Source organism: Pseudonocardia hydrocarbonoxydans (assembly GCF_006539565.1).
Classification (GTDB): domain Bacteria; phylum Actinomycetota; class Actinomycetes; order Mycobacteriales; family Pseudonocardiaceae; genus Pseudonocardia; species Pseudonocardia hydrocarbonoxydans.
On record NZ_BJNG01000026.1, the window covers coordinates 90584 to 113415 of the forward strand.

General features: G+C 74.7%; 19 protein-coding genes and 1 pseudogene. 4 read left to right on the forward strand and 16 right to left on the reverse strand.

Annotated elements, in window-relative coordinates; translation table 11 throughout:
* Positions 1 to 13 precede the first annotated feature (13 nt).
* Entirely contained in the window at positions 14 to 757 is a 744-nt protein-coding gene (locus tag PHY01_RS16440; protein ID WP_141279647.1) for a sulfite exporter TauE/SafE family protein, read from the forward strand.
* Here the strand turns inward: PHY01_RS16440 and rsmD are convergent.
* Positions 751 to 1317 carry a 16S rRNA (guanine(966)-N(2))-methyltransferase RsmD gene (gene rsmD, locus PHY01_RS16445; RefSeq protein ID WP_141279649.1) on the reverse strand — a complete coding sequence of 189 codons (567 nt, stop codon included), beginning with the start codon at positions 1315 to 1317 and terminating at the stop codon, positions 751 to 753. The two genes, PHY01_RS16440 and rsmD, sit on opposite strands and share 7 nt — an antisense overlap.
* A complete protein-coding gene (locus PHY01_RS16450; RefSeq protein WP_141279650.1) occupies positions 1314 to 4709 on the reverse strand; it encodes a pyruvate carboxylase in 3396 nt (1131 codons plus the stop codon). Before PHY01_RS16450 ends, rsmD begins: the two co-directional genes overlap by 4 nt.
* 100 nt (positions 4710 to 4809) lie before the next feature.
* Here PHY01_RS16450 and PHY01_RS16455 point away from each other — a divergent pair, with 100 nt between their 5' ends.
* The gene (locus PHY01_RS16455; RefSeq protein ID WP_141279652.1) at positions 4810 to 5652 is read left to right on the forward strand and encodes a hypothetical protein; all 843 of its coding nucleotides are present in this window, start codon (positions 4810 to 4812) and stop codon (positions 5650 to 5652) included.
* Between the two features lie 59 nt (positions 5653 to 5711).
* Here PHY01_RS16455 and PHY01_RS16460 read toward each other — a convergent pair whose 3' ends face one another.
* From PHY01_RS16460 to fakA, 3 genes are all read right to left on the reverse strand, one after another.
* Entirely contained in the window at positions 5712 to 6581 is an 870-nt protein-coding gene (locus tag PHY01_RS16460; protein ID WP_141279654.1) for a PDDEXK-like endonuclease domain-containing protein, read from the reverse strand.
* A gap of 119 nt (positions 6582 to 6700) precedes the next feature.
* Positions 6701 to 8845 (reverse strand): ATP-dependent DNA helicase RecG, encoded by a 2145-nt coding sequence (gene recG, locus PHY01_RS16465; protein WP_141279655.1) that lies wholly within the window; start codon positions 8843 to 8845, stop codon positions 6701 to 6703.
* Positions 8842 to 10467, reverse strand: coding sequence for a DAK2 domain-containing protein (gene fakA, locus PHY01_RS16470; RefSeq protein ID WP_141279657.1), 1626 nt, complete (start codon positions 10465 to 10467; stop codon positions 8842 to 8844). Before fakA ends, recG begins: the two co-directional genes overlap by 4 nt.
* Before the next feature lie 109 nt (positions 10468 to 10576).
* Between fakA and rpmB the strand changes: the two genes are divergently transcribed.
* Positions 10577 to 10771, forward strand: coding sequence for a 50S ribosomal protein L28 (rpmB, locus tag PHY01_RS16475; RefSeq protein ID WP_141279659.1), 195 nt, complete (start codon positions 10577 to 10579; stop codon positions 10769 to 10771).
* Between the two features lie 69 nt (positions 10772 to 10840).
* On the opposite strand, the gene PHY01_RS16480 is transcribed toward rpmB, so the two are convergent.
* The 4 genes from PHY01_RS16480 to PHY01_RS16495 are packed head-to-tail and all read right to left on the reverse strand — an operon-like array spanning position 10841 to position 13997.
* A complete protein-coding gene (locus PHY01_RS16480) occupies positions 10841 to 12052 on the reverse strand; it encodes a cytochrome P450 family protein (protein ID WP_141279661.1) in 1212 nt (403 codons plus the stop codon).
* Positions 12049 to 12753, reverse strand: coding sequence for a TetR/AcrR family transcriptional regulator (locus tag PHY01_RS16485; RefSeq protein ID WP_141279663.1), 705 nt, complete (start codon positions 12751 to 12753; stop codon positions 12049 to 12051). Before PHY01_RS16485 ends, PHY01_RS16480 begins: the two co-directional genes overlap by 4 nt.
* A 42-nt stretch (positions 12754 to 12795) precedes the next feature.
* Positions 12796 to 13476: a uracil-DNA glycosylase gene (locus tag PHY01_RS16490; protein ID WP_141279665.1), complete on the reverse strand. Its 681-nt coding sequence runs from the start codon at positions 13474 to 13476 to the stop codon at positions 12796 to 12798.
* Entirely contained in the window at positions 13476 to 13997 is a 522-nt protein-coding gene (locus PHY01_RS16495; protein WP_141279667.1) for a gamma carbonic anhydrase family protein, read from the reverse strand. Before PHY01_RS16495 ends, PHY01_RS16490 begins: the two co-directional genes overlap by 1 nt.
* A 126-nt stretch (positions 13998 to 14123) precedes the next feature.
* Here PHY01_RS16495 and PHY01_RS27675 point away from each other — a divergent pair.
* A pseudogene (locus tag PHY01_RS27675) lies at positions 14124 to 16256 on the forward strand (protein kinase domain-containing protein); the annotation flags it as partial.
* Between the two features lie 121 nt (positions 16257 to 16377).
* Here the strand turns inward: PHY01_RS27675 and mnhG are convergent.
* From mnhG to mbhE, 7 genes are read right to left on the reverse strand one after another with little or no spacing between them, the layout of a single operon-like run.
* The gene (gene mnhG, locus PHY01_RS16505) at positions 16378 to 16731 is read right to left on the reverse strand and encodes a monovalent cation/H(+) antiporter subunit G (RefSeq protein ID WP_141279675.1); all 354 of its coding nucleotides are present in this window, start codon (positions 16729 to 16731) and stop codon (positions 16378 to 16380) included.
* Positions 16728 to 16994 (reverse strand): MrpF/PhaF family protein, encoded by a 267-nt coding sequence (locus tag PHY01_RS16510; protein ID WP_141279677.1) that lies wholly within the window; start codon positions 16992 to 16994, stop codon positions 16728 to 16730. The genes mnhG and PHY01_RS16510 overlap by 4 nt, the downstream gene beginning before the upstream one ends.
* The gene (locus PHY01_RS26565) at positions 16991 to 17512 is read right to left on the reverse strand and encodes a Na+/H+ antiporter subunit E (RefSeq protein WP_170183843.1); all 522 of its coding nucleotides are present in this window, start codon (positions 17510 to 17512) and stop codon (positions 16991 to 16993) included. The genes PHY01_RS16510 and PHY01_RS26565 overlap by 4 nt, the downstream gene beginning before the upstream one ends.
* Entirely contained in the window at positions 17509 to 19065 is a 1557-nt protein-coding gene (locus PHY01_RS16520) for a Na+/H+ antiporter subunit D (RefSeq protein ID WP_246085948.1), read from the reverse strand. The genes PHY01_RS26565 and PHY01_RS16520 overlap by 4 nt, the downstream gene beginning before the upstream one ends.
* Entirely contained in the window at positions 19062 to 19592 is a 531-nt protein-coding gene (locus tag PHY01_RS16525) for a Na(+)/H(+) antiporter subunit C (RefSeq protein ID WP_141279681.1), read from the reverse strand. The genes PHY01_RS16520 and PHY01_RS16525 overlap by 4 nt, the downstream gene beginning before the upstream one ends.
* A complete protein-coding gene (locus tag PHY01_RS16530) occupies positions 19592 to 20134 on the reverse strand; it encodes an MnhB domain-containing protein (RefSeq protein ID WP_141279683.1) in 543 nt (180 codons plus the stop codon). Before PHY01_RS16530 ends, PHY01_RS16525 begins: the two co-directional genes overlap by 1 nt.
* Positions 20131 to 22473, reverse strand: coding sequence for a hydrogen gas-evolving membrane-bound hydrogenase subunit E (gene mbhE, locus PHY01_RS16535; protein WP_141279685.1), 2343 nt, complete (start codon positions 22471 to 22473; stop codon positions 20131 to 20133). Before mbhE ends, PHY01_RS16530 begins: the two co-directional genes overlap by 4 nt.
* Between the last annotated feature and the right edge of the window lie 359 nt (positions 22474 to 22832).

Genomic DNA, 22832 nt, shown 5'->3' on the forward strand with positions numbered 1-22832 from the left:
GAACGTCCCGACCGTGACGTTCCTGGGGCTCGTCGTGGCCGGCTTCGCGGCGGGGCTGTCCGGGTCGGTCGCCGGGCTGGCGTCGCTGTTCTCCTACCCCGCGCTGCTCGCGGTCGGACTGCCGGCCACCACCGCCAACGTCACCAACACCGTGGCGCTGGCGTTCTCCACGATCGGGCAGGCGGCCGGGTCGCGTCCCGAGCTCACCGGGCAGGCGCCGACGCTGCGCCGCCTCGCCCCGATCACCGTGGCGGGCGGGGCGGCGGGCGCCGGGCTGCTGCTGCTCACCCCGCCCGGCGCGTTCGAGCGGATCGTGCCGTTCCTGGTCGGGGGCGCGGCGCTGGTCCTGCTGTTCCAGCCCCGGATCCGGGCGTACGCCGCGCGCCGCGGCTCACACCGGGCCGGGCCGGGCGTCCTGGCCGGACTGTTCGCGACCGCGGTCTACGCCGGGTACTTCGGCGCCGCGGCCGGGGTGCTGATCCTGGCGCTGATCCTGGTCGGGCTGCCGGTCTCGCTCCCCCGCGGCAACGCGCTGAAGGCCGTGCTGCTCGGCCTGGCCAACGCGATGGCCGCGATCGGCTTCGTGCTGTTCGGTGCCGTCGCGTGGTGGGCGGTGCCGCCGCTGGCCCTCGGTCTACTCGCCGGCGGCTGGCTCGGGCCGGCGATCGTGCGCCGCCTGCCGGCCGCCCCGCTGCGGGTGGGCATCGCGCTGGCCGGGCTCGGGCTGGCCGCGGGCCTGGCCGTGCAGGCCTACTGACGTTCGCCGGTGAACAGGACCGTCTCGCCGTAGCGCCGCTGCCGGACCGCCACCAGCGGCGCGGGCCAGTCGAAGCTCCCCCCGTCGCGCCCGCGCCCGGCCCGGCGCTCCACCACGACGACCGCCCCCGCGGCCAGCCAGCCGTGCCCGGCCGCGTCGGAGAGCCAGCCGCCGACCTCGGCGTCGGGCACGTCGTAGGGCGGGTCGACCAGCACGACGTCGAACGGCCGGGGCGCGGTCGCCGCCAGCACGGTGCCCGCGGGCGCGGCCCGGACCTCCGCACCCGGCAGGCCGAGGTCGGCGACGTTGCGCCGCAGCACCGCGACGGCCCGGCGGTCGGACTCCACCAGCAGCGCGTGCGCCGCCCCGCGCGAGAGCGCCTCCAGCCCCAGCGCGCCCGACCCCGCACACAGGTCGAGCACCGCGGCGCCGTCGAGGCCGGGGTCGTGCTGCAGCGCGCTGAACAGGGCCTCCCGCACCCGGTCGGACGTGGGTCGCGTCCCCGCCGGGGGGACGGTCAGGCGCCGCCCCCCCGCCGTCCCGGCGATGATGCGGGTCATTCCAGCTCCAGCAGCAGGTCCCCGCCCTCCACCTGCTGGACCTCGCCGATCGCCAGCCGCTTGACGGTGCCCGAGCGCTGGGCGGTGATCGAGGCCTCCATCTTCATCGCCTCGATCGTGGCCACGGTCTGCCCGTCGTCGACCGCGTCGCCCTCCCCCACCTGCAGCGTGACCACGCCCGCGAACGGGGCGGCGAGGTGGGCGTCGTTGCCGCGGTCGGCCTTCTCCGTGGCCTTGACGTCGCTCTCGACCGACTCGTCGCGCACCGTCACCGGGCGCAGGTGCCCGTTGAGCGTGGTCAGCACGGTGCGGTAGCCGCGCTCGTCGGCCTCGGAGATGGCCTCCAGCTCGATGAGCAGCTGCACGCCGGGCTCCAGCTCGACGGAGTGCTCCAGCTCGGGCTCCAGGCCGTAGAGGTAGTCCTTCGTGGACAGCACCGAGGTGTCGCCGTAGGTCTCGCGGTGGGCCAGGAACTCCGTGGTCGGGGCCGGGAACAGCAGCCGGTTGAGCGTGGCGCGGCGGGCGGCGCCCCCGTCGTCCTCGGACATCAGGCCGCGGCGGTCGTCGATGGACAGCTCGACCGACTCCTTCTCCGGCGAGCGGCCCTCCAGCGCGCGGGTCCGGAACGGCTCGGGCCAGCCCCCGGGCGGGTCGCCCAGCTCGCCGCGCAGGAACCCGATGACGGAGTCGGGCACGTCGAAGTCGCCGGGGTCGGACTCGAAGTCGGCGGGCTCCACGCCCGCGCCGACGAGGTGCAGCGCGAGGTCGCCCACCACCTTCGACGACGGGGTCACCTTGACCAGCCGGCCCAGCATCCGGTCGGCCGCGGCGTAGCAGTCCTCGATCAGCTCGAACCGGTCGCCCAGGCCCAGCGCGATCGCCTGTTGCCGGAGATTGCTCAGCTGCCCGCCGGGGATCTCGTGGTGGTAGACGCGCCCGGTCGGCGAGGCCAGGCCGGACTCGAACGGCTTGTAGACCTTGCGCACCGCCTCCCAGTACGGCTCCAGGTCGCCCACCGCGGTGAGCGAGAGCCCGGTGGCCCGCGGGGTGTGGTTCGTGGCGGCGACCAGCGCCGACAGCGACGGCTGGCTGGTCGTCCCGGCCATGCTGGCGACGGCGCCGTCCACCGCGTCCACGCCCGCCTCGATCGCCGCGATCAGCGTGGCCAGCTGCCCGCCCGGGGTGTCGTGGGTGTGCAGGTGCACCGGCAGGTCGAACCGCTCGCGCAGCGCCGTCACCAGCGTGCGCGCGGCCGGCGGGCGCAGCAGGCCCGCCATGTCCTTGATCGCCAGCACGTGCGCACCGGCGTCGACGATCTGCTCGGCCAGTCGCAGGTAGTAGTCGAGGGTGTAGAGCTGCTCCGCGGGGTCGGACAGGTCGCCGGTGTAGCACAGCGCCACCTCCGCGACGGCCGTGCCCGTGTTCCGCACGGCGTCGATCGCCGGGCGCATCTGGGCGACGTCGTTGAGGGCGTCGAAGATCCGGAAGATGTCCATCCCGGTGCGCGCCGCCTCCTCGACGAAGGCGTCGGTGACCTCGGTCGGGTACGGCGTGTAGCCGACGGTGTTGCGCCCGCGCAGCAGCATCTGCGTGCAGATGTTGGGCACGGCCTCGCGCAGCGCGGCGAGCCGGTCCCACGGGTCCTCGGCCAGGAACCGCAGCGCCACGTCGTAGGTGGCCCCGCCCCAGCACTCCAGGCTCAGCAGCTCCGGCGCGGTGCGCGCCACGTGGGGGGCGACGGCGAGCAGGTCGCGGGTGCGGACGCGGGTGGCCAGCAGGCTCTGGTGGGCGTCGCGGAACGTCGTGTCGGTGACGGCCACGGCCTCCTGCGCGCGCAGCCGCGCCGCGAAGCCCTCGGGCCCGAGCTCGCGCAGCAGCTGGCGCGAGCCGTCCGGCGCCGCGGCGTCGAGGTCGCACACCGGCAGCTTCTCGACGGGCTCGACGACCTTGGGGCGCTCCCCGTTGGGCCGGTTCACCGTGGTCTCGGCCAGGAAGGTGAGCAGCCGCGTGCCGCGGTCGGCGGGCTGGCGGGCCGTCAGCAGCTCGGGGCGCTCCTCGATGAAGCTGGTGGTGACCTGCCCGGCCTGGAAGTCGGGGTCGGCGAGCACGGCGGAGAGGAACGGGATGTTGGTGGAGACCCCGCGGATCCGGAACTCCCCCACGGCGCGCTTCGCCCGCCGCACCGCGGTGCGGAACGTGCGGCCGCGGCAGGTCAGCTTGACCAGCATCGAGTCGAAGTGGGCGCTGACCTCGGCCCCGGTGTGCGTGGTGCCGCCGTCGAGCCGGACGCCGGGCCCGCCGGGGGACCGGTAGTTGCTGATCGTCCCGGTGTCGGGGCGGAACCCGTTGGACGGGTCCTCGGTGGTGATGCGGCACTGCAGCGCGGCACCGTGCAGGGTGATGTCCTCCTGGCGCAGCCGCAGTCCGGGCAGCGTCTCACCGGAGGCGATGCGCAGCTGGGCGATCACCAGGTCGCGGTCGGTGACCTCCTCGGTGACGGTGTGCTCCACCTGGATCCGCGGGTTCATCTCGATGAAGACGTGGTGGCCGCGCTCGTCGAGCAGGAACTCCACCGTGCCCGCGTTGACGTAGCCGATGTGGTTGGCGAACGCGACGGCGTCGGCGCAGATCCTCTCCCGCAGCTCCGGGTCGAGGTTGGGCGCGGGGGCGATCTCGATGACCTTCTGGTGGCGACGCTGCACCGAGCAGTCGCGCTCGTAGAGGTGCACGACGTTGCCCTCGGCGTCACCGAGGATCTGCACCTCGATGTGGCGCGGGTTCACCACGGCCTGCTCCAGGAACACCGTGGCGTCGCCGAAGGCCGACTCGGCCTCGCGCATCGCCGCCTCGATCGCCTCGCGCAGCTCTCCGGGTTCCTGGACGCGGCGCATCCCGCGCCCCCCGCCGCCCGCGACCGCCTTGACGAAGATCGGGAACCCGACGTCCTCGGCCGCGGCGAGCAGCGTCGGCACGTCGTCGGAGGGCTCGGACGACCCGAGCACCGACACCCCGGCCTCGCGGGCCGCGGCCACGGCCCGGGCCTTGTTGCCCGTCAGGTGCAGCACGCTCGCCGGCGGGCCGACGAAGGTGATGCCCGCCTCCTCGCAGGCCTCGGCCAGCTCGGGGTTCTCCGACAGGAAGCCGTAGCCGGGGTAGACGGCGTCGGCACCCGCCTTCCTCGCCGCCCGGATGACCTCGGTGACCGAGAGGTAGGCGCGGACCGGATGGCCCTCCTCGCCGATCTGGTAGCTCTCGTCGGCCTTCGCGCGGTGCAGCGAGTTGCGGTCCTCGTACGGGTAGATCGCCACGGTCGACGCACCCAGCTCGGCACAGGCCCGGAACGCGCGGACGGCGATCTCCCCGCGGTTGGCGACGAGTACCTTGCTGAACACGGCAGCCCCTCTCGATCCTTGATCCGGATGGCGAGACGGTACCCGGGCACACCCGATCGGACCCGTGCCGATCTCAGGATGGATCGGGTACCAATGAGGTGTGGGACACCGCCGGCACCCGACCCGACAGGCCGGCGCCGCGTTCGCCGAGGGGCGGAGGCTGCGCCGCGACGCCGAGCGGCGCCGCCACGACCGGCGCCTGACGCGCCGGCGCCGTCCGCTGCCGCGCCGGGTCGTCCCGTGGCTGCTGCTCCTGCCGCTGGTGTTCGCCTCGGTGCTGTCGGTGCTCGGGTTGCTGCTGGCCACGACCCTGGCCATCGGGCTGACCGTCGCGGCCGCCACGCCGTTCGTCCTCGCCGGGGGGATCGCGTTCCACGTGGTGCGGCGCAGGCTGCGGGCCCGTTCGGCCGGCACCGCGCCGCTGCCCGCCCGTCCCGCCTCCCGGCGCCGCCCCGACATCGTGTGGGGCCACGCACGCGACCGCTTCCACACCCTCGCCGCGGCCTACGCCGCCCACGAGTGCGACCCGATGAACGTGCTGCGCCTCCCGGCCCTGTCCGATGTGACGGTGCCGAGCACCGGCCGCTTCGTCGACGCCTTCGCCCACGCGCAGGCGCTGGAGTCCGACGCCTACCCCGGTGACGACCACGCGACGCAGTTCGCGCAGGCCGTCGACCGCGCGGAGCGGGCCTGGCGGGCCGCCCGCGAGGCCGCCGAGCGGATCCGGCTCTCCGGCCTCACCCCCGCCGAGCGGTCCACCGTGGAGCGGGTGATCAAGCTGCTCACCACCGCCCGCGACTCCGACCAGGAGCCCGAGCGGCTCGCCGCCTACGCCCGCGCCCGCGCCGAGCTCGCGAAGCTCGACGCGGCCGGCACGATCCACCTCCCGCCCACGGCCCGGGCCGCCCTCGACGCCGCGTCCCGCGGAGCCCTCCCCGCCTGACCGGCCCCCGGGCCCGATGAAGATCATCAGGATCGGGACATGAGCGCCGCCGGTGGCGCTCATGTCCCACTCTGCTCGATCATGGCCCGGATCTCGGCCAGCACCTCACCCGGGCGGGCGTCGAGGTCGTGCCAGGTGAAGCGCAGGACGTCCCAGCCGGCGCGGGTCAGGACGTTGCCCTTGCGACGGTCGCCCCGGAAGCGCTCCGGGTCGACGTGCCACGCCCAGCCGTCGACCTCGACCGCCACGCGCGCGGTCGGGAACGCCAGGTCGATGCGGTAGGGGCCGACCGGATGACCCAGCTGCCACCCGGTGATCCCGGCGTCGCGCAGGATGCCGACGAGCAACCGCTCGGCCGCCGACTCGGCCCGGTCGGCCGCGGCGGTGATCAGCTCACCGGCCCGCGACCAGCCGGCGCGCCCGACGTTGCGGCAGTACGCCCGGTACAGGCCCGGGAACCGCACCCACTTCTGCAGCGACCGGTCCAGGAAGCTCGACCCGTCGGGGAGCGCCACCGCGGTCTCCAGCACGGTCAGCGCCGTCCCGGTCAGCCACACCCCCTCGATGCCCACCCGGTCGGTCGGGTGCAGGTCGCGCCGCCGGATCCGGATCCCGGGCTGCGGCCGGGGCTTCGCCGCCGCCGGCACCGTCAGGTCGACGACGTCCGGCGCCCGCGGCAGCATCCCGTGCCAGAACGCCGCCGCGGGACCCGCGATCGTGGAGCGCTCCCCGGCCCACAGCGAGGCCGCGCGCACCTCCCCCCGGTCGTCGAGCCGGTGCCCGCCGACCAGGTACACCGCCGGCCGGAGCCGTCGCCAGGAGCCGTCGCGGGCGTGGCGCTGCACCGAGCGGGCCGCCATGCCGTGCTCGACGGCCTGGGCCAGGCCCACCACCCCACCCTGCCGCTCGACGAGACCATCGAAGAACATCGCCGCAGGATGCCCCGACAGCCCGCCGGCCCGAGGCCGAACACCGAAACCGGCCGCCCGTGATCGTCAGGATCGGGACATGAGCGCCACCCATGGCGCTCATGTCCCGATCTCGCCGATCACACCTTGTCCAGGTACTCCGCGCGCTCGTCGCTGACGACCTCGCCCACCAGCGCGGCGAGGCCGGGGCTGCGGGCCAGGCCGGGGTCGTGGGCCACCAGGTCGGTGGCGTAGACCTGCGCCTTCGCGATGATCTCCTCGTGGCGCAGCAGCGACAGCAGCCGCAGCCCCGAGCGGCGCCCGGACTGCAGCGCACCCAGGACGTCGCCCTCGCGGCGCAGCTCCAGGTCGAGCCGGGCGAGCTCGAAGCCGTCGGTCGTACCCTCGACGGCGGCCAGGCGCTCGCGGGCCGCGGTGGCCTCGGGCATCTCGGTGACCAGCAGGCACACCCCGGGCGCCGCACCCCGGCCCACCCGGCCGCGCAGCTGGTGCAGCTGGGACAGCCCGAACCGCTCGGCGTCGAGGATGACGATCGCGGTGGCGTTGGGGACGTCGACGCCCACCTCGATGACGGTGGTGGCCAGCAGCACGTCGAGCTCGCCGCGCTCGAAGGACCGCATCACGGCGTCCTTCTCGTCGGCGGGCAGCTTGCCGTGCAGGACGCCCAGGCGCAGCCCGGACAGCGCCCCCTCCGCCAGCCGCGGCGCGATGTCGAGCACGGCGAGCGGCGGGCGGCGGCCCTCGTCGTCGGGGGCGGGCGGCTCGGGCTCGGCGTCGCCGACGCGGGGGAACACGACGTAGGCCTGGTGGCCGGCCGCCACCTCCTCGCGCACCCGGCGCCAGACCCCGGCGAACCACTGCGGCTTCTCGGCCAGCGGCACGACCGTCGTCGCGATCGGGGAGCGACCGCGGGGCAGCTCGCGCAACGAGGAGACCGCGAGGTCGCCGTAGACCGTCATCGCGACGGTGCGCGGGATCGGCGTGGCCGTCATGACCAGCATGTGCGGCGCCTTCTCCGCGCGCCCGCGCAGCGCGTCGCGCTGCTCCACCCCGAACCGGTGCTGCTCGTCGACGACGACGAGCCCGAGGTCGGCGAACCCGACCCGGTCCTGGATCAGCGCGTGCGTGCCGACGACGATGCCCGCCTCGCCGGACTGCGCGTCGAGCAGGGCCTTGCGCTTGGCCTTCGCCCCGAGCGAGCCGGTGAGCAGCGTGACCCGGGTTGCGTGCTCGGCGGCGTCCAGCTCGCCTGCGGCAGCGAGCGGCCCGAGCATCGCCCGCAGCGACCGCGCGTGCTGGGCGGCCAGCACCTCGGTGGGCGCGAGCATCGCCGCCTGCTGCCCGGAGTCGACGACCTGCAGCATCGCCCGCAGCGCGATGATCGTCTTGCCGGCGCCGACGTCGCCCTGGACGAGCCGGTTCATCGGGTGGGCGTGCGACAGGTCGGCCGCGACCTGCGCCCCGACCTCCTCCTGCCCCGCGGTGAGCGTGAACGGCAGGGCGGCGTCGAACGCGTCGAGCAGGCCGCCCGCGACGGGCGGACACTGCGGGGCGGGCCGCGCGGCGGTGGCCTGGCGGCGCAGGGCCAGCGCGAGCTGCACGCCGAGCGCCTCGTCCCAGACCAGGCGGTGGCGGGCGGCGTGGATGTCGGCGTCGGTCTCGGGCACGTGGATGCGGCGCAGCGCACGGCCCAGCTCGGGGAGCTTCTCCCGGTCGCGGATCTTCGGCGGCAGCGGATCGGTCGGATCGTCGAGCTGGTCGAGCACCTGCCGCACACACCGGGCGATCACCTGCGAGCCGAGCTTGGCGGTGGCCGGGTAGACCGACAGGAACGGGCGCACCTCGTCGGTCTCGTCGAGCGGCTCGAACTGCGGGTGCGTGAGCTGCAGCTTCTGGTTGAACACCCCGACCTTGCCGGAGAACACCGCCCGCACCCCGGGCGCGATGGCGTACTGCACCTTCTGCCCGTTGAAGAACGTGCAGTCCAGCCGCGCCCCGTTCTCGTCGCGGATGACGACGGCGAGCAGCTTGCCCGGCCGCGACCGCATCGGCCGCAGCTCCGAGCGCTCCACCTGCGCGACGAGCGTGGCGTGCTCCCCGATCTCCAGGCCGGCGATGTCGGTGAGCTTCCCGCGGTCGACGTAGCGGCGCGGGTAGTGCCGCACCAGTTCCCCGACGGTGCCGATCTCCAGCTGCGTGGCCAGCAGGTCGGCGGACTTGCGCCCGAGCAGCGGCTCCAGCGGCGAGCCGAGATCGACGTTCACTCCACTCCCAACACGATCGGATGTCCGGTGCACCCTCCCCGGTGGACCACGACGTCGACCTCGGGATGGGTGCGTCGCAGGTCGGCGGCCAGGCCCTCGCCCAGCGCGTCGTCGGCACCCTCCCCGAGCAGCGCCGTGACGATCTCGCCCCCCGCGGTGAGCATGCGGTGAGCCAACCACAGGGCACCGACAGCCAGGTCCGGCGCGATCAGCACGACCTCGCCGTCGGAGATCCCCAGCACCTCGCCGGGCTCGCAGCGGCCCACCCACGTCATCGCCTCGGTCTCGGCGACGACCAGTGACGCCGTGCGGGTGAGCGCGGCCGCCTCGGCCATCGCCACGACGTCGTCGGCGGCCCGCCGCTCGGGGTCGTGCACGGCCAGTGCGGCGAGCCCGTGCAGCACCGAGGACGTGGGCAGCACCTGCACCTCCTGGCCGTCGCGCCGGGCCGCCGCGGCGGCGCGCTCCGCGACGGCGGACAGGTCGGCGTCGGCGGGCAGCAGCACGACGTGCCGGGCCCGGGTGGCGACCAGTGCGTCCTGCAGCGCCCGCTCGTCGACGGCGTCCGCGCGGGCCAGTACGTCGGCCCCCGCCGAGCGGGCCAGCTCCCCGAGCTCGTCGCCCGGGGCGACCAGCAGCACGGCGCGGGCGCGGTCGAACCGGTCGGGCGCCGGGGCGAGCTGGTCGGCGAACCGCACCACGGTGATCCGGTGCGGGCGCCCGACGGCGATCCCGGCCTCGATCGCCGCGCCGATGTCGGTGCAGTGCACGTGGACGTTCCAGGTGCCCGCCCCGTCGCCGACGACGGCCACCGAGTCGCCCAGCTCGTCGAGCTCCTCGCGCAGCCCGGCCACGGCGTCGTCCCCGCCCGCCCCGCCGTCCCCACCCGCCCCGGTGTCGAGCAGGTACATCACCTCGTAGTCGAACGCCGAGCTGCCCGACTCGCGGGCGGCGACCAGCGCGTCGCGACCGCGGGCGGGCCCCCGGTCCCCCGACGGCTCGGGCACGCCGGAGCCTGCGCGCCCGCTGGCCAGCGTCGCGAGGGCGTCGAGGATGAGGTAGAGGCCCATCCCCCCGGCGTCGACGACCCCGGCGCGGGCCAGCTCGGGCAGCTGCCCGGTGGTCTCGCGCAGTGCCTCGCGGGCGGCGTCGGCCGCGGCCACGGCGACGGCGTCGAGCCGGTCGGAGCCCACGGCCACCGACGCGACCGCCGCCGCGGAGAGCACCGAGAGCACCGTGCCCTCGCGGGGGCGGGTGACCGCGGCGGTGGCGAGGCGGTGCGCGCGGCCCAGCCCGTCGGCCAGCACCTTCCCGCCCGCGGACGGCCCGGCCTTGGCCGCCACGGCGTCGGCGACGCCGCGCAGCACCTGCGAGAGGATCACCCCGGAGTTGCCGCGCGCCCCGATCAGGGCTCCGCGGGCCAGCGCGGCCGCCACCTGCGGCTCCCCGCGGCCGACGGCGTCGAGCGCGGCGCGCATCGTCAGCAGCAGGTTGGTGCCGGTGTCGCCGTCGGGCACGGGGAAGACGTTGATCCGGTCGATCTCGGCGCGGTGGCGCTCCAGCACCCCGACGGCGGCCTTCGCCCAGCCGGTGAGCAGGGCGGCGTCGAGGAGCGGGGGCACGTCGGGGAGCGTAGTGACCGGGGGGTGTGCACCGCCCCGCGGCGCCGCGGGTATCCTCGTGGTTCACGCCCGGGGGATCCCGGCGTTTCCCCGATTCGAGGAGTTCGACGTGGCTGCCGTCTGCGACGTCTGTAGCAAGGGTCCGGGCTTCGGCATGTCCGTCTCGCACTCGCACCGCCGTACCAACCGCCGCTGGAACCCGAACATCCAGACCGTTCGGGCCCGCCTCACCAGCGGTGGCAACCGCACCCGCCTCAACGTGTGCACCTCCTGCCTCAAGGCGGGCAAGGTCGCCCGCGCCTGAGCGGCGCCAGACCTCGACGACGGCACCTCCGCCACGGCGGGGGTGCCGTCGTCGTGTCACCGGCCGCGGTCAGCCCGGCACCACCGGCAGTCCGTCGAGCCGCAGCATCAGCGGCGAGGGCAGCGTGCGCAGTGCGGCCGGGTCGACGGCGAGGCGCAGGCCGGGGAACCGGGCGACCAGGTTGCCGATCGCGATCCGGGCCTCCATCCGGGCCAGGCTCGCCCCCAGGCAGAAGTGCGCGCCCTTGCTGAAGGCGATGTGCGGGTTCGGTGACCGGGTGATGTCGAACTCGTCGGGCCGGTCGAACACGGCCGGATCCCGGTTGGCCGAGGCGAGCAGCGGCATCATCATCGCCCCGCGCGGGATCCGCACGCCGTGCCAGTCGACGTCCTCGTGGGCGTAGGTGGGCTTGGTGCCCCCGATCGTGCCGGTCCAGCGCAGGATCTCCTCCACGGCCCCGTCGATCAGCTCCGGGTCCCGGTGCAGCCGCGCGAGCTGGTCGGGATGGCCCAGCAGGGCGACGACCCCGTTGCCGATCAGGTTGTAGGTCGTCTCGTACCCGGCCGCGACGAGCAGGAATACCATCGCGACGACCTCGTCGTCGGTGAGCGCCTCGCCGTCGTCGGAGGCCTGGACCAGCCCGCTCATGATGTCCTCGCCGGGCGCGCGACGGCGCCGGGCGACCAACCCGCGGACGAACCCGGTCAGCTCTTCCATCCGCCGGACCGCCTCGTCCATGCCGAGGGTGGCGAGACCGCCGACGAGCAGGCGCATCCCCTCGTGGAAGGTCGTCCGCTCGTCGGGCGCCAGCCCGACCATCTCGCTGATCACCGTGACCGGGATCGGGAGCGCGTAGGCCTGCTGCAGGTCGACCGGGCGGCCGGGGAGGAATCCGTCGAGCAGTGCACCGGTGACCTCCTGGACGCGCTCGGCCAGGCGCCCGACCGCCTGCGGAGTGAACGGCCTGCTCACCAGCCGTCGCAGCCTGCGGTGTTCCGGATCGTCCTTGAGGATCATCGAGTCCACGGCCAGCAGGCGCAGCGCCTCGGGCAGGGGCTGCGGCGCGCCGTCCGGGAGGGCCCGGCGGAAGCGCGTGTCGGTGGTGAGGGCGACGCAGTCGGCGTAGCGGGCGAGGAAGTGGATGTCCTGGCCGGGCAGCACCGATATCCGGCCGACCCGGATCGGCGTCTCGCGGCGCATCCGGTCGTAGTGGGTGTGCGGGTCGGCGAGGAACTCGGGACCGTCGACGACGAGCGTCGCCTCGGGCGGAGGTGTGGTCATGCGGACTCCTGAGGGTTCGGGACACCCCCGTCCGGCGGGGGCGTGGCGGGAGCGGACGCCGCGGCGGGCGGGTCCGGAACCTGCATCAGGTAGTCGTCGAGCATGCTGCGGTCGGTCAGCAACCCCTCGGTGTAGAGCTCCAGGGCGGGCAGCGTCGCGCTGTCGGCGACGTGCCGCAGCAGCCCGGCGACGTCGGTGCCGCCGCTGCGCAGCCGTGCGTGCAGCAGCAGGGACCCCAGCGCGGACAGGGTGAGGTGGCGGGCGCGGGCCGCCGGGTCCCGGCTGGGCCGCACCGTGCCCGCCGCGACGCCCGCGGCCAGGTAGTCCCGGGCGTCCGACACCATCTGCTCGACGAACGCGGCCGCGAAGTCCCCGCCCGCCTGCAGCGCCTGCAGCACGTAGGCGGCCAACGGCGCGTTCTCCTCGACGGCCGCGAGCTGGGCCAGCGCGACGGCCGGGCTGCCGGTGACCGCGTCGGTCTTGGCCCGGCGGATCCGCTGCAGCACGTGCGCGTCGCACTCCGCCCGCAACCCGTCCTTCGACCCGAAGTGGTGGTTGAGCAGGCCCGGGCTGACCCCGGCCCGCGCCGCGACGGCACGCACCGGCGCGTCGAACCCGGCGCTGCCGAACACCTCGATCGCGGCGTCCCGGATGCGCGCACGGGCGGTGAGGTCCGCTTCCCCGGCCACCCCTGAACGCATGTTCAGCAGACTAAACGCGTGTTCAGTCCGCGGCAAGGCCCGTCAGGGCAGCTTCCAGTCCACGGGGTCGCCGCCGATCTCCTCGAGCAGGGCGTTGGCGCGGCTGAACGGCTTCGAGCCGAAGAAGCCGCGGTCGGCCGACATCGGTGACGGGTGCGCCGACTCCACCAGCGGCACGTCCACCAGCAGCGGGGCGAGGTTGCGGGCGTCGCGGCCCCACAGGATCGCCACCAGCGGCTCGCCGTCGCGGTCGACGAGCGCGCGGATGGCCTGCTCGGTGACCTTCTCCCAGCCCTTGTCCCGGTGCGACCCCGGGTTGCCCGGCTCCACGGTGAGCACCCGGTTCAGCAGCAGGACGCCCTGGTCGGCCCACGGGCTCAGGTCGCCGGTGGACGGCGTCGGGTGGCCGAGGTCGTCGCTGTACTCGCGGAAGATGTTGGCCAGCGACCGCGGGACGGGCCGCGTCTCGGGCGCCACCGAGAACGACAGCCCGATCGCGTGCCCGGGCGTCGGGTACGGGTCCTGGCCCACGATCAGCACCCGCACGGCGTCGAAGGGGCGGGTGAAGGCGCGCAGGATGTTCGCCCCGGCCGGCAGGTAGCGCCGCCCGGCGCCCATCTCGGCGCGCAGGAACTCCCCCATGTCGGCGATGACCGGGGCGACGGGCTCCAGGGCCCGCGCCCACCCGGCCTCGACGACCTCGGACAGCGGCTTGGCGGCCATCAGGACAGCCGCCGCAGCTCGGCGCGGAACCGCTTCCCGCGCTCGACGTAGGAGGCGACGGCGTAGTCGGTGGCGTTCGCGGGCACCGTGTGACCGCGCCGCACCTGCGCCGGGATCCCCAGCACCATCGTCCACGGCTCCACCACGGCGTTCGGCGAGACGACGGCACCGGCGGCCACCACCCCGCCCTCCCCGATCTCCGCGCCGTTGAGCACCACCGAGCCCGAGGCGATGAGCGCCCGCGTCCCGATCGTGGCCGCCTCGATGTGCACGTTGTGCCCCACCGTCACCTCGTCGCCGATGATCGTCGGGCGCTGCACGGTGGTGTGGATGATCGAGCCGTCCTGGATGCTGGTGCGCGCCCCGACCACGATGTGGCCGTCGTCGCCGCGCAGCACCGCGGTGGGCCACACCGAGGACTCCGCGCCGATCCGCACGTCGCCGATCACCACGGCGTCGGGGTGGACGTAGGCGTCGGGATGGATGTCGGGTTCGACGGCGCCGAGCGCATAGATGGGCACGGCCGTGGACCTTACGGGCCGGCGCGCCGTCCGGCCCGGGGGGCGGGGCCGCGCCGGTGTAACGACCGCCGCACCCGCGCCGAGAAACCGACGCCGACAGACGGGCGGCGGGATCGGCGGTGGTGGATGGTGGAGGCGCGGCAGATCGGTCCGTACCGGCTCGAACGGCTGCTCGGCTTCGGCGGCATGGGCGAGGTCCACGTCGCCTACGACACCCGCCGCGACCGCCAGGTCGCGCTCAAGCTGCTCCCCGCCGCCTACAGCCGTGACGAGGAGTTCCAGCGGCGCTTCCGCCGCGAGTCGCACGTGGCCGCGCGGCTGCGGGAGCCGCACGTCATCCCGATCCACGACTACGGCGAGATCGACGGGCAGCTGTTCATCGACATGCGGCTGGTCGACGGCCGGGACGTCCGCGCGATCCTCGACGACCGGGGCGCCCTGCCGCCCGCCCGCACCGTGCACCTGCTCGGCCAGGTCGCCGACGCGCTGGAGGCCGCGCACGCCGACGGCCTGGTGCACCGCGACATCAAGCCGTCCAACGTGCTCGTGACCGACCACGACTTCGTCTACGTGGTCGACTTCGGCATCGCCCGTTCGGTCGGCACCTCCCGCACCTCGCTCACCCTGACCGGCGTCACCATCGGCACGCTGGACTACATGGCCCCCGAGCGGTTCGCGGGCACGGCGATCGACGCCCGCGCCGACGTCTACTCGCTGGCCTGCCTGCTCTACGAGTGCCTGACGGGGGGCCCGCCGTTCCCGGGTGACGACCTGCCGTCCCTGATGTACGCGCACCTGTTCACCGAGCCGCCACGGCCCAGCACGCTGGTCGAGGGGTTGCCCCCGGAGATCGACGCGGTCGTCGCGCGCGGGATGGCCAAGCAGGTCGACGACCGGTTCGCCACGCCGACGGCACTGGTCGGGGCGGCGCGCGAGGCGCTGGGCACGGCCCCCGTCGCCGGTGCCGCACCCGCCGCGGGGGCCGACCGCCCGGCCGCCGTCCCGGTCGCGGTCCCCGCCGCGGGCACCCCCGCCGACGCCCCGCCCACCGTTCCGACCCCACCCCCGGGCCCGACCCCGCCCGCCGGCCCGACCCCGCCCACCGACCCGCCCGCCGGGCCGGGTGCCGGTGCGGCGGGCGGTACGGGGGACGCCGCCACCGAGCTGTCGGTGGCCACCGCCGAGGCCCCGACCGTCCGGGTCGACCTCTCCGCCGCCACCCGCCTGGTCCCCGCGCCCCGCGGCCCGTCCGGTCCGCCGCCCCCGCCCCAGGGCGCCCCCCACCCCGCTCCCGCCCGGCGGGGCCGCGGTCGGGTGGTCGCGTTCGTGGTCGCGGCGGCGGTCGTCGCGGCCGCCGTCGTCACCGGGATCGTCCTGCGCCCCACCGGCGGCGCCCCGGCCGCGCCGGGTCCCGCGCCGGCGGCGACGGGCCACGACCACGACGCCGCCCCCGTCGCGGCGGCGAGCGTCGCCGTGCCGACCGTCCGGGGCGCCGTGTCGGTCGGTCCCACCCCCGGCTACCTGGAGATCGCCCCGAACGGGCGCTTCGCCTACATCGCCAACCGCGACGCCCGCGTGATCACCGTCCTGGACACCACGATCAACCAGGTCACGGCCACGATCCCGGTGGAGGCGGGCCCGCCGCAGTTCGTCACCTTCTCCCCCGACAGCAGCCGCGCCTACGTCAGCATCTACAACACCGAGCGCACCGTGAACCTGGTCGGCGTGCTCGACACCGCCACCAACACCGTGCTCACGACGATCCCGGTGGGACGCAGGCCGTTCGCCTCCGCCACCACCCCCGACGGGACCCGCCTCTACGTGCCCAGCCACGACGACGGCCGCATCGAGGTGATCGACACCGCCACGGCCGCCGTCGTCGGCCGGATCTCGGTGGCGCCCAACCCGCACTGGGTGGCGTTCTCCCCCGACGGCTCGCGGCTCTACGCGGCCAACCACGAGTCGAACGTGGTGTCGGTGATCGACCCGGCCACCGACACGGTGCTCACCACCGTCCCGGTCGGCACCAGCCCGCACAGCACGACCCTCTCGCCCGACGGCTCACGGGTGGCGGTGGTGAACTTCGACAGCAACGAGGTCTCGATCATCGACACCGCGTCCGACACGGTGGTCGCCACCGTCCCCGTGGGCCGCAACCCGCAGGACGTCGCCTACGCCGCCGACGGCCGGTTCCTCTACACCACCGACGTCGACTCCGACACGCTCTCGGTCGTCGACGTCGGGGGCGAGCGCCACCATCCCGACCGGCGACGGCCCGACGAGCGTGGCCGTGTCGGCCGACGGGCGCACCGCCTACGTCACGCTGCTGAACTCGGGCACGGTGCTCATCCTCGACACCGCGGCGGTGTGACGGCCGGGGTCAGCCGGGCGGCCGCTCGGGACCCTCGCTCGGCATCCGGGGCGCCAGCTCGTCGACGACCAGCAGCCGCGGCTGCACCGACCCCCCGTTGTACGCCGAGCGCCCCACGAGCTGCGCGATGACCGGCGCGGTGATCACCTGGAACACCGCGACGAGCAGCAGCGTGACCGCGCTCTCCAGCGGCACCCGCAGCGCGGCCCCGGCCAGGATCAGGAACAGACCGAGGGTCTGCGGCTTGGTGGCCGCCTGCATCCGCGAGAGCACGCTGGGCAGCCGGACCAGCCCGAGCGCCCCGAGCAGGCACTGGGACGCGCCGGCCAGCAGCAGGGCCGCGGAGACGATGTCGAGGATCACCGGTGCCACTCCCTTCGCTCCGCCAGCCGGGCCGCGGTGGCCGACCCGACGAACGCCAGCAGCGCGAACGCCACCAGCAGCGGGATGTTCGACCCGTCGCGGTAGAACGCCACGTACACGGCGGTGGCGCCGATGATGAGCACGATGAAGACGTCGAGCGCGGCGATCCGGTCGAGGGCGTCGGGGCCCTGGAACAGCCGCACGAGCGTGAGCAGGCCGGCCAGGCTCATGACGCCCAGCACGATCAGGTAGACGGTGGTCACCGTGCCTCCAGCTCCCGTGCGGTCCGGTGCTCCTCCGGCGTGCCGAAGGCCGCGAGCACCCGGCGCTGGACGCCCAGCGCCGCCCGCCGGGCCGTCTCGACGTCGGCGGGGTCACGGGGGCCGACGACGTAGATGTACCAGCGGCTCTCCCGCAGGTCGATCTGCAGCACCAGCGTGCCGGGCGAGAGCGAGTACGCCCCGGCGACGATCGCCACGACCCGGTCGGAGCTGCTCAGCAGGGGCAGCTCGAGCACCGCGCCGCGGGTGCGCGGGCCGAAGCGCAGCGTCTGCCAGCTCACCGCGGCCGAGGACACCACGATGTCGCGCGCCAGGAAGCCGACCAGGCGCAGCAGCGCCAGCGGCCGCACCGGCAGCCGGCCCTGCATCTCGCCCGGGCGCCACACCGCGGTGACGACGTACCCGACCAGCACCCCGCCGACCACGGTGAGCAGCGTGAACGAGCCCCACAGCAGCACCCACACGAACGCCAGCCAGGCGACGCTCAGCGCGCGGTTCACCGGTCCCCTCCCGATCCCAGCACCGCGACCAGGTAGGGGTCGCGGTCGAGCAGGTCGACCCCGGCGCGCCCGGTGACGGCCGTGAGCGGCCCGGCGAACGCCGCGATCGCCAGGCTCACCACCACCAGGCCCGCGGTGGCCGCGAACATCGGCATCGGGGTGCGCGAGGTGCCCACCAGCACCTCGTCGTCGGGGTCGTCGTCGGGCAGCGCGGCCTTCGGCGCGCCCCAGAACACCCGCACCCAGACCCGCGCGAGGGCGTAGAGGGTGAGCAGGCTGGCCACGATCACCACCCCTGCGACGACGGTGGGCCACGGGCCCGCGGCCGCGCCGGCCTGCAGCAGCGCCAGCTTCGCGACGAACCCGGCCGTCGGCGGCACCCCGGCCAGCGTCAGCGCGGGGATCGCGTAGAGCGCCGCGAGCCACGGCGCGGTGCGCAGGAGCCCGCCCATCCGGTCGAGCAGCACGGTGCCGGTGCGCCGGGTGATCAGGCCGCTGACCAGGAACAGCGTGGCCAGCACCGTGATGTGGTGCGCGGCGTAGAGCGCGGCACCCGACACCGCGGCGGCGTCGAACACCGCGAGCCCGAACAGCATGAACCCGATGTGACTGACCAGCAGGAACGACAGCAGCCGGTTGATGTCGTTCTGCGCCAGCGCCCCCAGCGCCCCGACCAGCATCGTGGCCGTGGCGATCACCAGCAGCAGCGTCCAGGGGTCGTCGCGGGGGAACAGCAGCGTCTGCGTGCGCACCATCGCGTAGAAGCCGACCTTGGTGAGCAGGCCCGCGAACAGCGCCGCCACCGGGCCGGGGGCGTTGGGGTAGCTGTCGGGCAGCCAGAAGTGCAGCGGCACCATCGCGGCCTTGATGCCGAACACCAGCAGCAGCATCAGCCCGAGCACGGTGGCCAGCCCCGGCGGCAGCTGCGCCACGCGCCCGGCGAGGTCGGCGAGGTTGACGGTGCCGGTGGCCGCGTAGACCAGCGCGATGGCGGTGAGGAACAGCAGCGACGACAGCAGGCTGACCGTCACGTAGGTCATCCCGGCGCGGATCTTCTGGGCGCTGGTGCGGCGCGTGATCAGCACGTAGGAGGCGGTGAGCATGATCTCGAAGGCGACGAACAGCGTGAACAGGTCGCCGGTGAGGTAGGCCAGGGACACCCCCGCCGAGAGCATCAGGTACATCGGGTGGAACGTGGTGCTGGCGGTGCCGCGGCCGTAGTCGGCGATCCGCTGGTCGATGGCGTAGACCAGCACCGCGAGCGTGACCAGGGTGGACACCAGCAGCAGCAGCGAGGAGAGCCGGTCGGCCACCAGCGCGATGCCGACGGGCGCGGCCCAGCCCCCGAGCGGGGCGACGATCGGCCCGGTCCCGTCGCTGACGACGAGCAGCACCCCCGCGATGGCCGACACCGCCAGCAGCACGACGATGCCGACGACGCGCTGCAGCGTGGGCGAGCGGCTGCCGATGACGGTGACGGCCGCGCCCAGCAGGGGCAGCAGCACCGGCAGCGCGAGCAGCCAGGCGTAGGGGTCGGCGGCGGCGTTGTTCACCGGGCGGCCGCCTCGACGTCGCCGGTCTCGTCGCCGCCCGGCTCGTCGCCGCCCGTCTCGTCGCCGCCCGTCTCGTCGCCGCCCGTCTCGTCGTCGCCCGCGTCGTCGTCGGAGTCGGCGCCGGGGCGCTCGACGTGGTCGTGGTCCTCGTCGAGCGACGCCGAGGGCATGGTCTGGGTGGCGATGCGGCGGTCCTCGACGTCGTCCTGCACCTCGTCGTGGCCGACCAGTACGAACGACCGGTAGCCCAGCGCGAGCAGGAACGTGGTGAGCGCGAAGGTGATCACCACCGCGGTGAGGGCGAGGGCCTGCGGCAGCGGGTCGGTGATGAGGTCGGTGTTCCCGGTGCCGAGCACGGGCGGTGCCCCCGGCGGGCCCGCGGCGATCTGCAGCAACAGGTTCGTGCCGTGCCCGAGCACCACGACGCCGAGCAGCACGCGCATCAGCGAGCGCTGCAGCAGCAGGTAGAACCCGGCCGCGAACAGGGTGCCGACGGTGAGCGCCATGGCGACGTTGATCGTGGTCATCAGAAGCGCTCCCCGGCGTCGCGCATGTCGCGGGCGATGCCGGACCCCAGCGAGCGCAGCAGGTCGAGCACCACGCCGACGATCAGCACGTACACGCCGACGTCGAGGAGCAGGCTGGTCTGCGTGGAGACGCTGCCGACCAGCGGCAGCACCACCTCCAGCTTGGCGCTGGAAAGCACCGGGGCGCCCAGGGCCAGCGGCACCAGCGCGGTGAGCACCGAGATCGTGAGCCCGGACCCGATCAGCACCGGGGGGCGCACGGTGACGACCGCGCCCAGCCCGACGTCGCCACCCGCGGTGTAGCGCAGCACGAACGCCAGCCCGGCGACCAGCCCGCCGGAGAACCCGCCGCCGGGCGAGTAGTGCCCGACCAGCAGCAGGTAGAGCGAGAACACCAGCATCGTCGGGAACAGCGTGCGGGTGGCGACCTCGAGCAGCAGGGTGCGGTCGTCCCCGTCGCGGCACCGCCCCGACAGCAGCCAGCCCTCCTGCGGCCGGTCCCACTCCTCGAAGGGCACCCGCTCCGGCTCCGCGGCGGTCATCCGAGCACGTCCTTCTCGTGTCGCGGGGTGCCCTGGCCGCTGTCGCGGCCCCGGTCGTAGCGGGTGGCGAGGACCAGGCTGGCCACCCCGGCGGCGGCGACGAACAGCACGCCGATCTCGCCGACGGTGTCGAGCGCCCGGAAGTCGACGAGGATCGCGGCGATCACGTTGTCGGCGCCCGCGCCCTCGGGGGCCAGCGCCACGAACTGGCCGCTGGTGGACGACGGCGCGACCCGCGCGCCGGACAGCACCACCGCCACCCCGGCCACGACGATCCCGCCGACGCCCGCGAGCACGGCCTTGAACACCTGCGAGCGGCGCGGCGACGGCTGCTCGGTGAAGTGCGAGGGCAGCCTGCGCAGCACGAACACGAACGCCACCAGCGAGAGCGTCTCCACCAGGAACTGGGCCAGTGCGAGGTCGGGTGCCCCGTCGACGACGAACAGCCCGCCGACCCCGTAGCCGATCACGCCGACCAGCAGCACCGCGGTGAACCGGCGCCGCTCCCGCACCACCGCGATCGCGGCGACGACCACGGCGATGCCCAGCGGGACCTGCGCGATCTCGTGGTAGAGCACCTGGTCGGCGGGCCAGGCGCCGCCCGCCAGCGTGGCCGGGGCGAGCAGCACCACCACCACGACCAGGATCGTGGCCAGGTAGGCGGGCAGGGATCCGACCTGCGAGCGGCCGGTCACGACGACGGCCACCCGTTCCAGCCCGGCCACGGTGTTCTCGTAGCCGTTCTGCGCGCTGAACGGGCTGCGGTACGCGAGCGTGCGCACCCGCTTGCGGTGGCGGTGCAGCAGCAGGCCGCCGCCGATCGCGATCGCGGAGAACAGCAGCGGCAGGCCCAGGCCGTGCCACAGCGCGATCTCGTAGCCGGCCTGTTCGGCGTCGGCGGGGACGTACCGGTCGGCGTACCCGGCCGCCAGCGCGTCGACGACGGGGGCGGCGAGCCCGAGGGCGAGCCCGCCCACCACGCACAGCCAGACCGGCGCGGTGAGCAGCGGGCCCGGCGCGTGGTGCACCGGGGTCGGCTCCTTGCCCGCCTTCGCGCCGAACGCCCCCCACACGAACCGGGCGCTGTAGGCCGCGGTGAGCACCGAGCCGGCGAGGAGCCCGAGCGCGATCGCCCAGCTCCGCGAGTCGCCCTCGTCGAGGAACGCGGCGAACGCCGTCTCCTTGCCGACGAAGCCGATCAGCGGCGGCAGCCCGGCCATCGACGCCGCGGCGAGCACCCCGGCCGCCGCGACCCCCGGCATCGAGTGCCGCAGCCCGGAGAGCCGGCGCAGGTCACGGGTGCCGGTGGCGTGGTCGATCACGCCGACGATCATGAACAGCGGCGCCTTGAAGAGCCCGTGGGCCAGCAGCATCCCGATCCCGGCCAGCGCCGCGATCCGCCCGCCCGCCCCGAACAGGACCATCAGGAACCCGAGCTGGCTGACGGTGCCGAAGGCGAGGACGCGCTTGAGGTCGGTCTCGGCCAGGGCCCGCCAGCCGCCGACGACCATCGTGCCGATTCCGACGGCGACCACCGGCACCCACCACACGGCGAGGTCGGCGAACGCGGGCGACAGCCGGGCCACCAGGTACACCCCGGCCTTCACCATCGACGCCGCGTGCAGGTACGCGCTGACGGGGGTGGGCGCGACCATCGCCGCGGGCAGCCACGGGTGGAACGGGAGCTGGGCGGACTTGGTGAACGCCCCCAGCAGGATCAGCAGCAGCGCCACCGGGACCATCCCGCCGCGGGGGGGGTCGGCCAGGATCTCCGAGATCCGGTACGTCCCTGCGGCCTCGCCGAGCAGCACGAAACCGAGCAGCATCGACAGCCCGCCCAGCACCGTGACCAGCAGGGCCTGCAACGCGGCCCGCCTGCTCTCGCGCTTCTCCCCGCGCTGCCCGACGAGCAGGTAGGACGTGATCGAGGTGAGCTCCCAGAACACGTAGAGCGTGAGCAGGTCGTCGGCGAGCACCAGGCCGAGCATCACGCCCGCGAACGTGAGCACGAGCGCGGCGGAGCGGGTGGCCTCCTCCGAGGTCGGGCCGAAGTAGCCCGCGCTGTACACCAGGATCACCGCGCCGAGCCCGGAGACCAGCACGATCATGGCCAGCGCGAGCGCGTCGAGGCGGAAGCTCAGCTCCAGGCCCAGCGACGGGGCCCACGGGGTGGTCTCGGCCAGGCCGGGGCCGAGTGCGACGCCACTCTGCGCGAGCGCCCACACCAGCGTGAGCGCGGGCAGCACGGCGGCGACGAGGAAGGCCGTCCGGTGGCTGCGGACGGAGACCAGCGGCAACAGCAGCGCCACGACGAGATGGGCGACGACGAGCGCGAGCACGCCACTCCTCTCCGTCGGGGGCCGGGGCAGGCGTCACCGTCACCGGCGTCGGGGGCGCAGGCGGCGGGGTCGGACGTTGTTGACCACCACCCTACCGGCGCCGCAAGCGGCGACCTGACCCGTGAGGGGACTCACGCCGCGCTGCTGGAACGATTCAGACAGCTGACACGCTGTACGGGGCGTGACACTTCCCACCGTTCTCGGGCGACTGCTCCGCCGCCTCGACGCCTGGACGCTCACCGCGTTCAACCCGCGCCTGCCCGCCGACCGCCGTCGCTGACCCGCTCCACATCTCGCCCCGCCCCGGCCCGCCGGTCCCGTACCCGGCCGGGCCCGCCGTCGCGCGGGTCCGCGCGCAC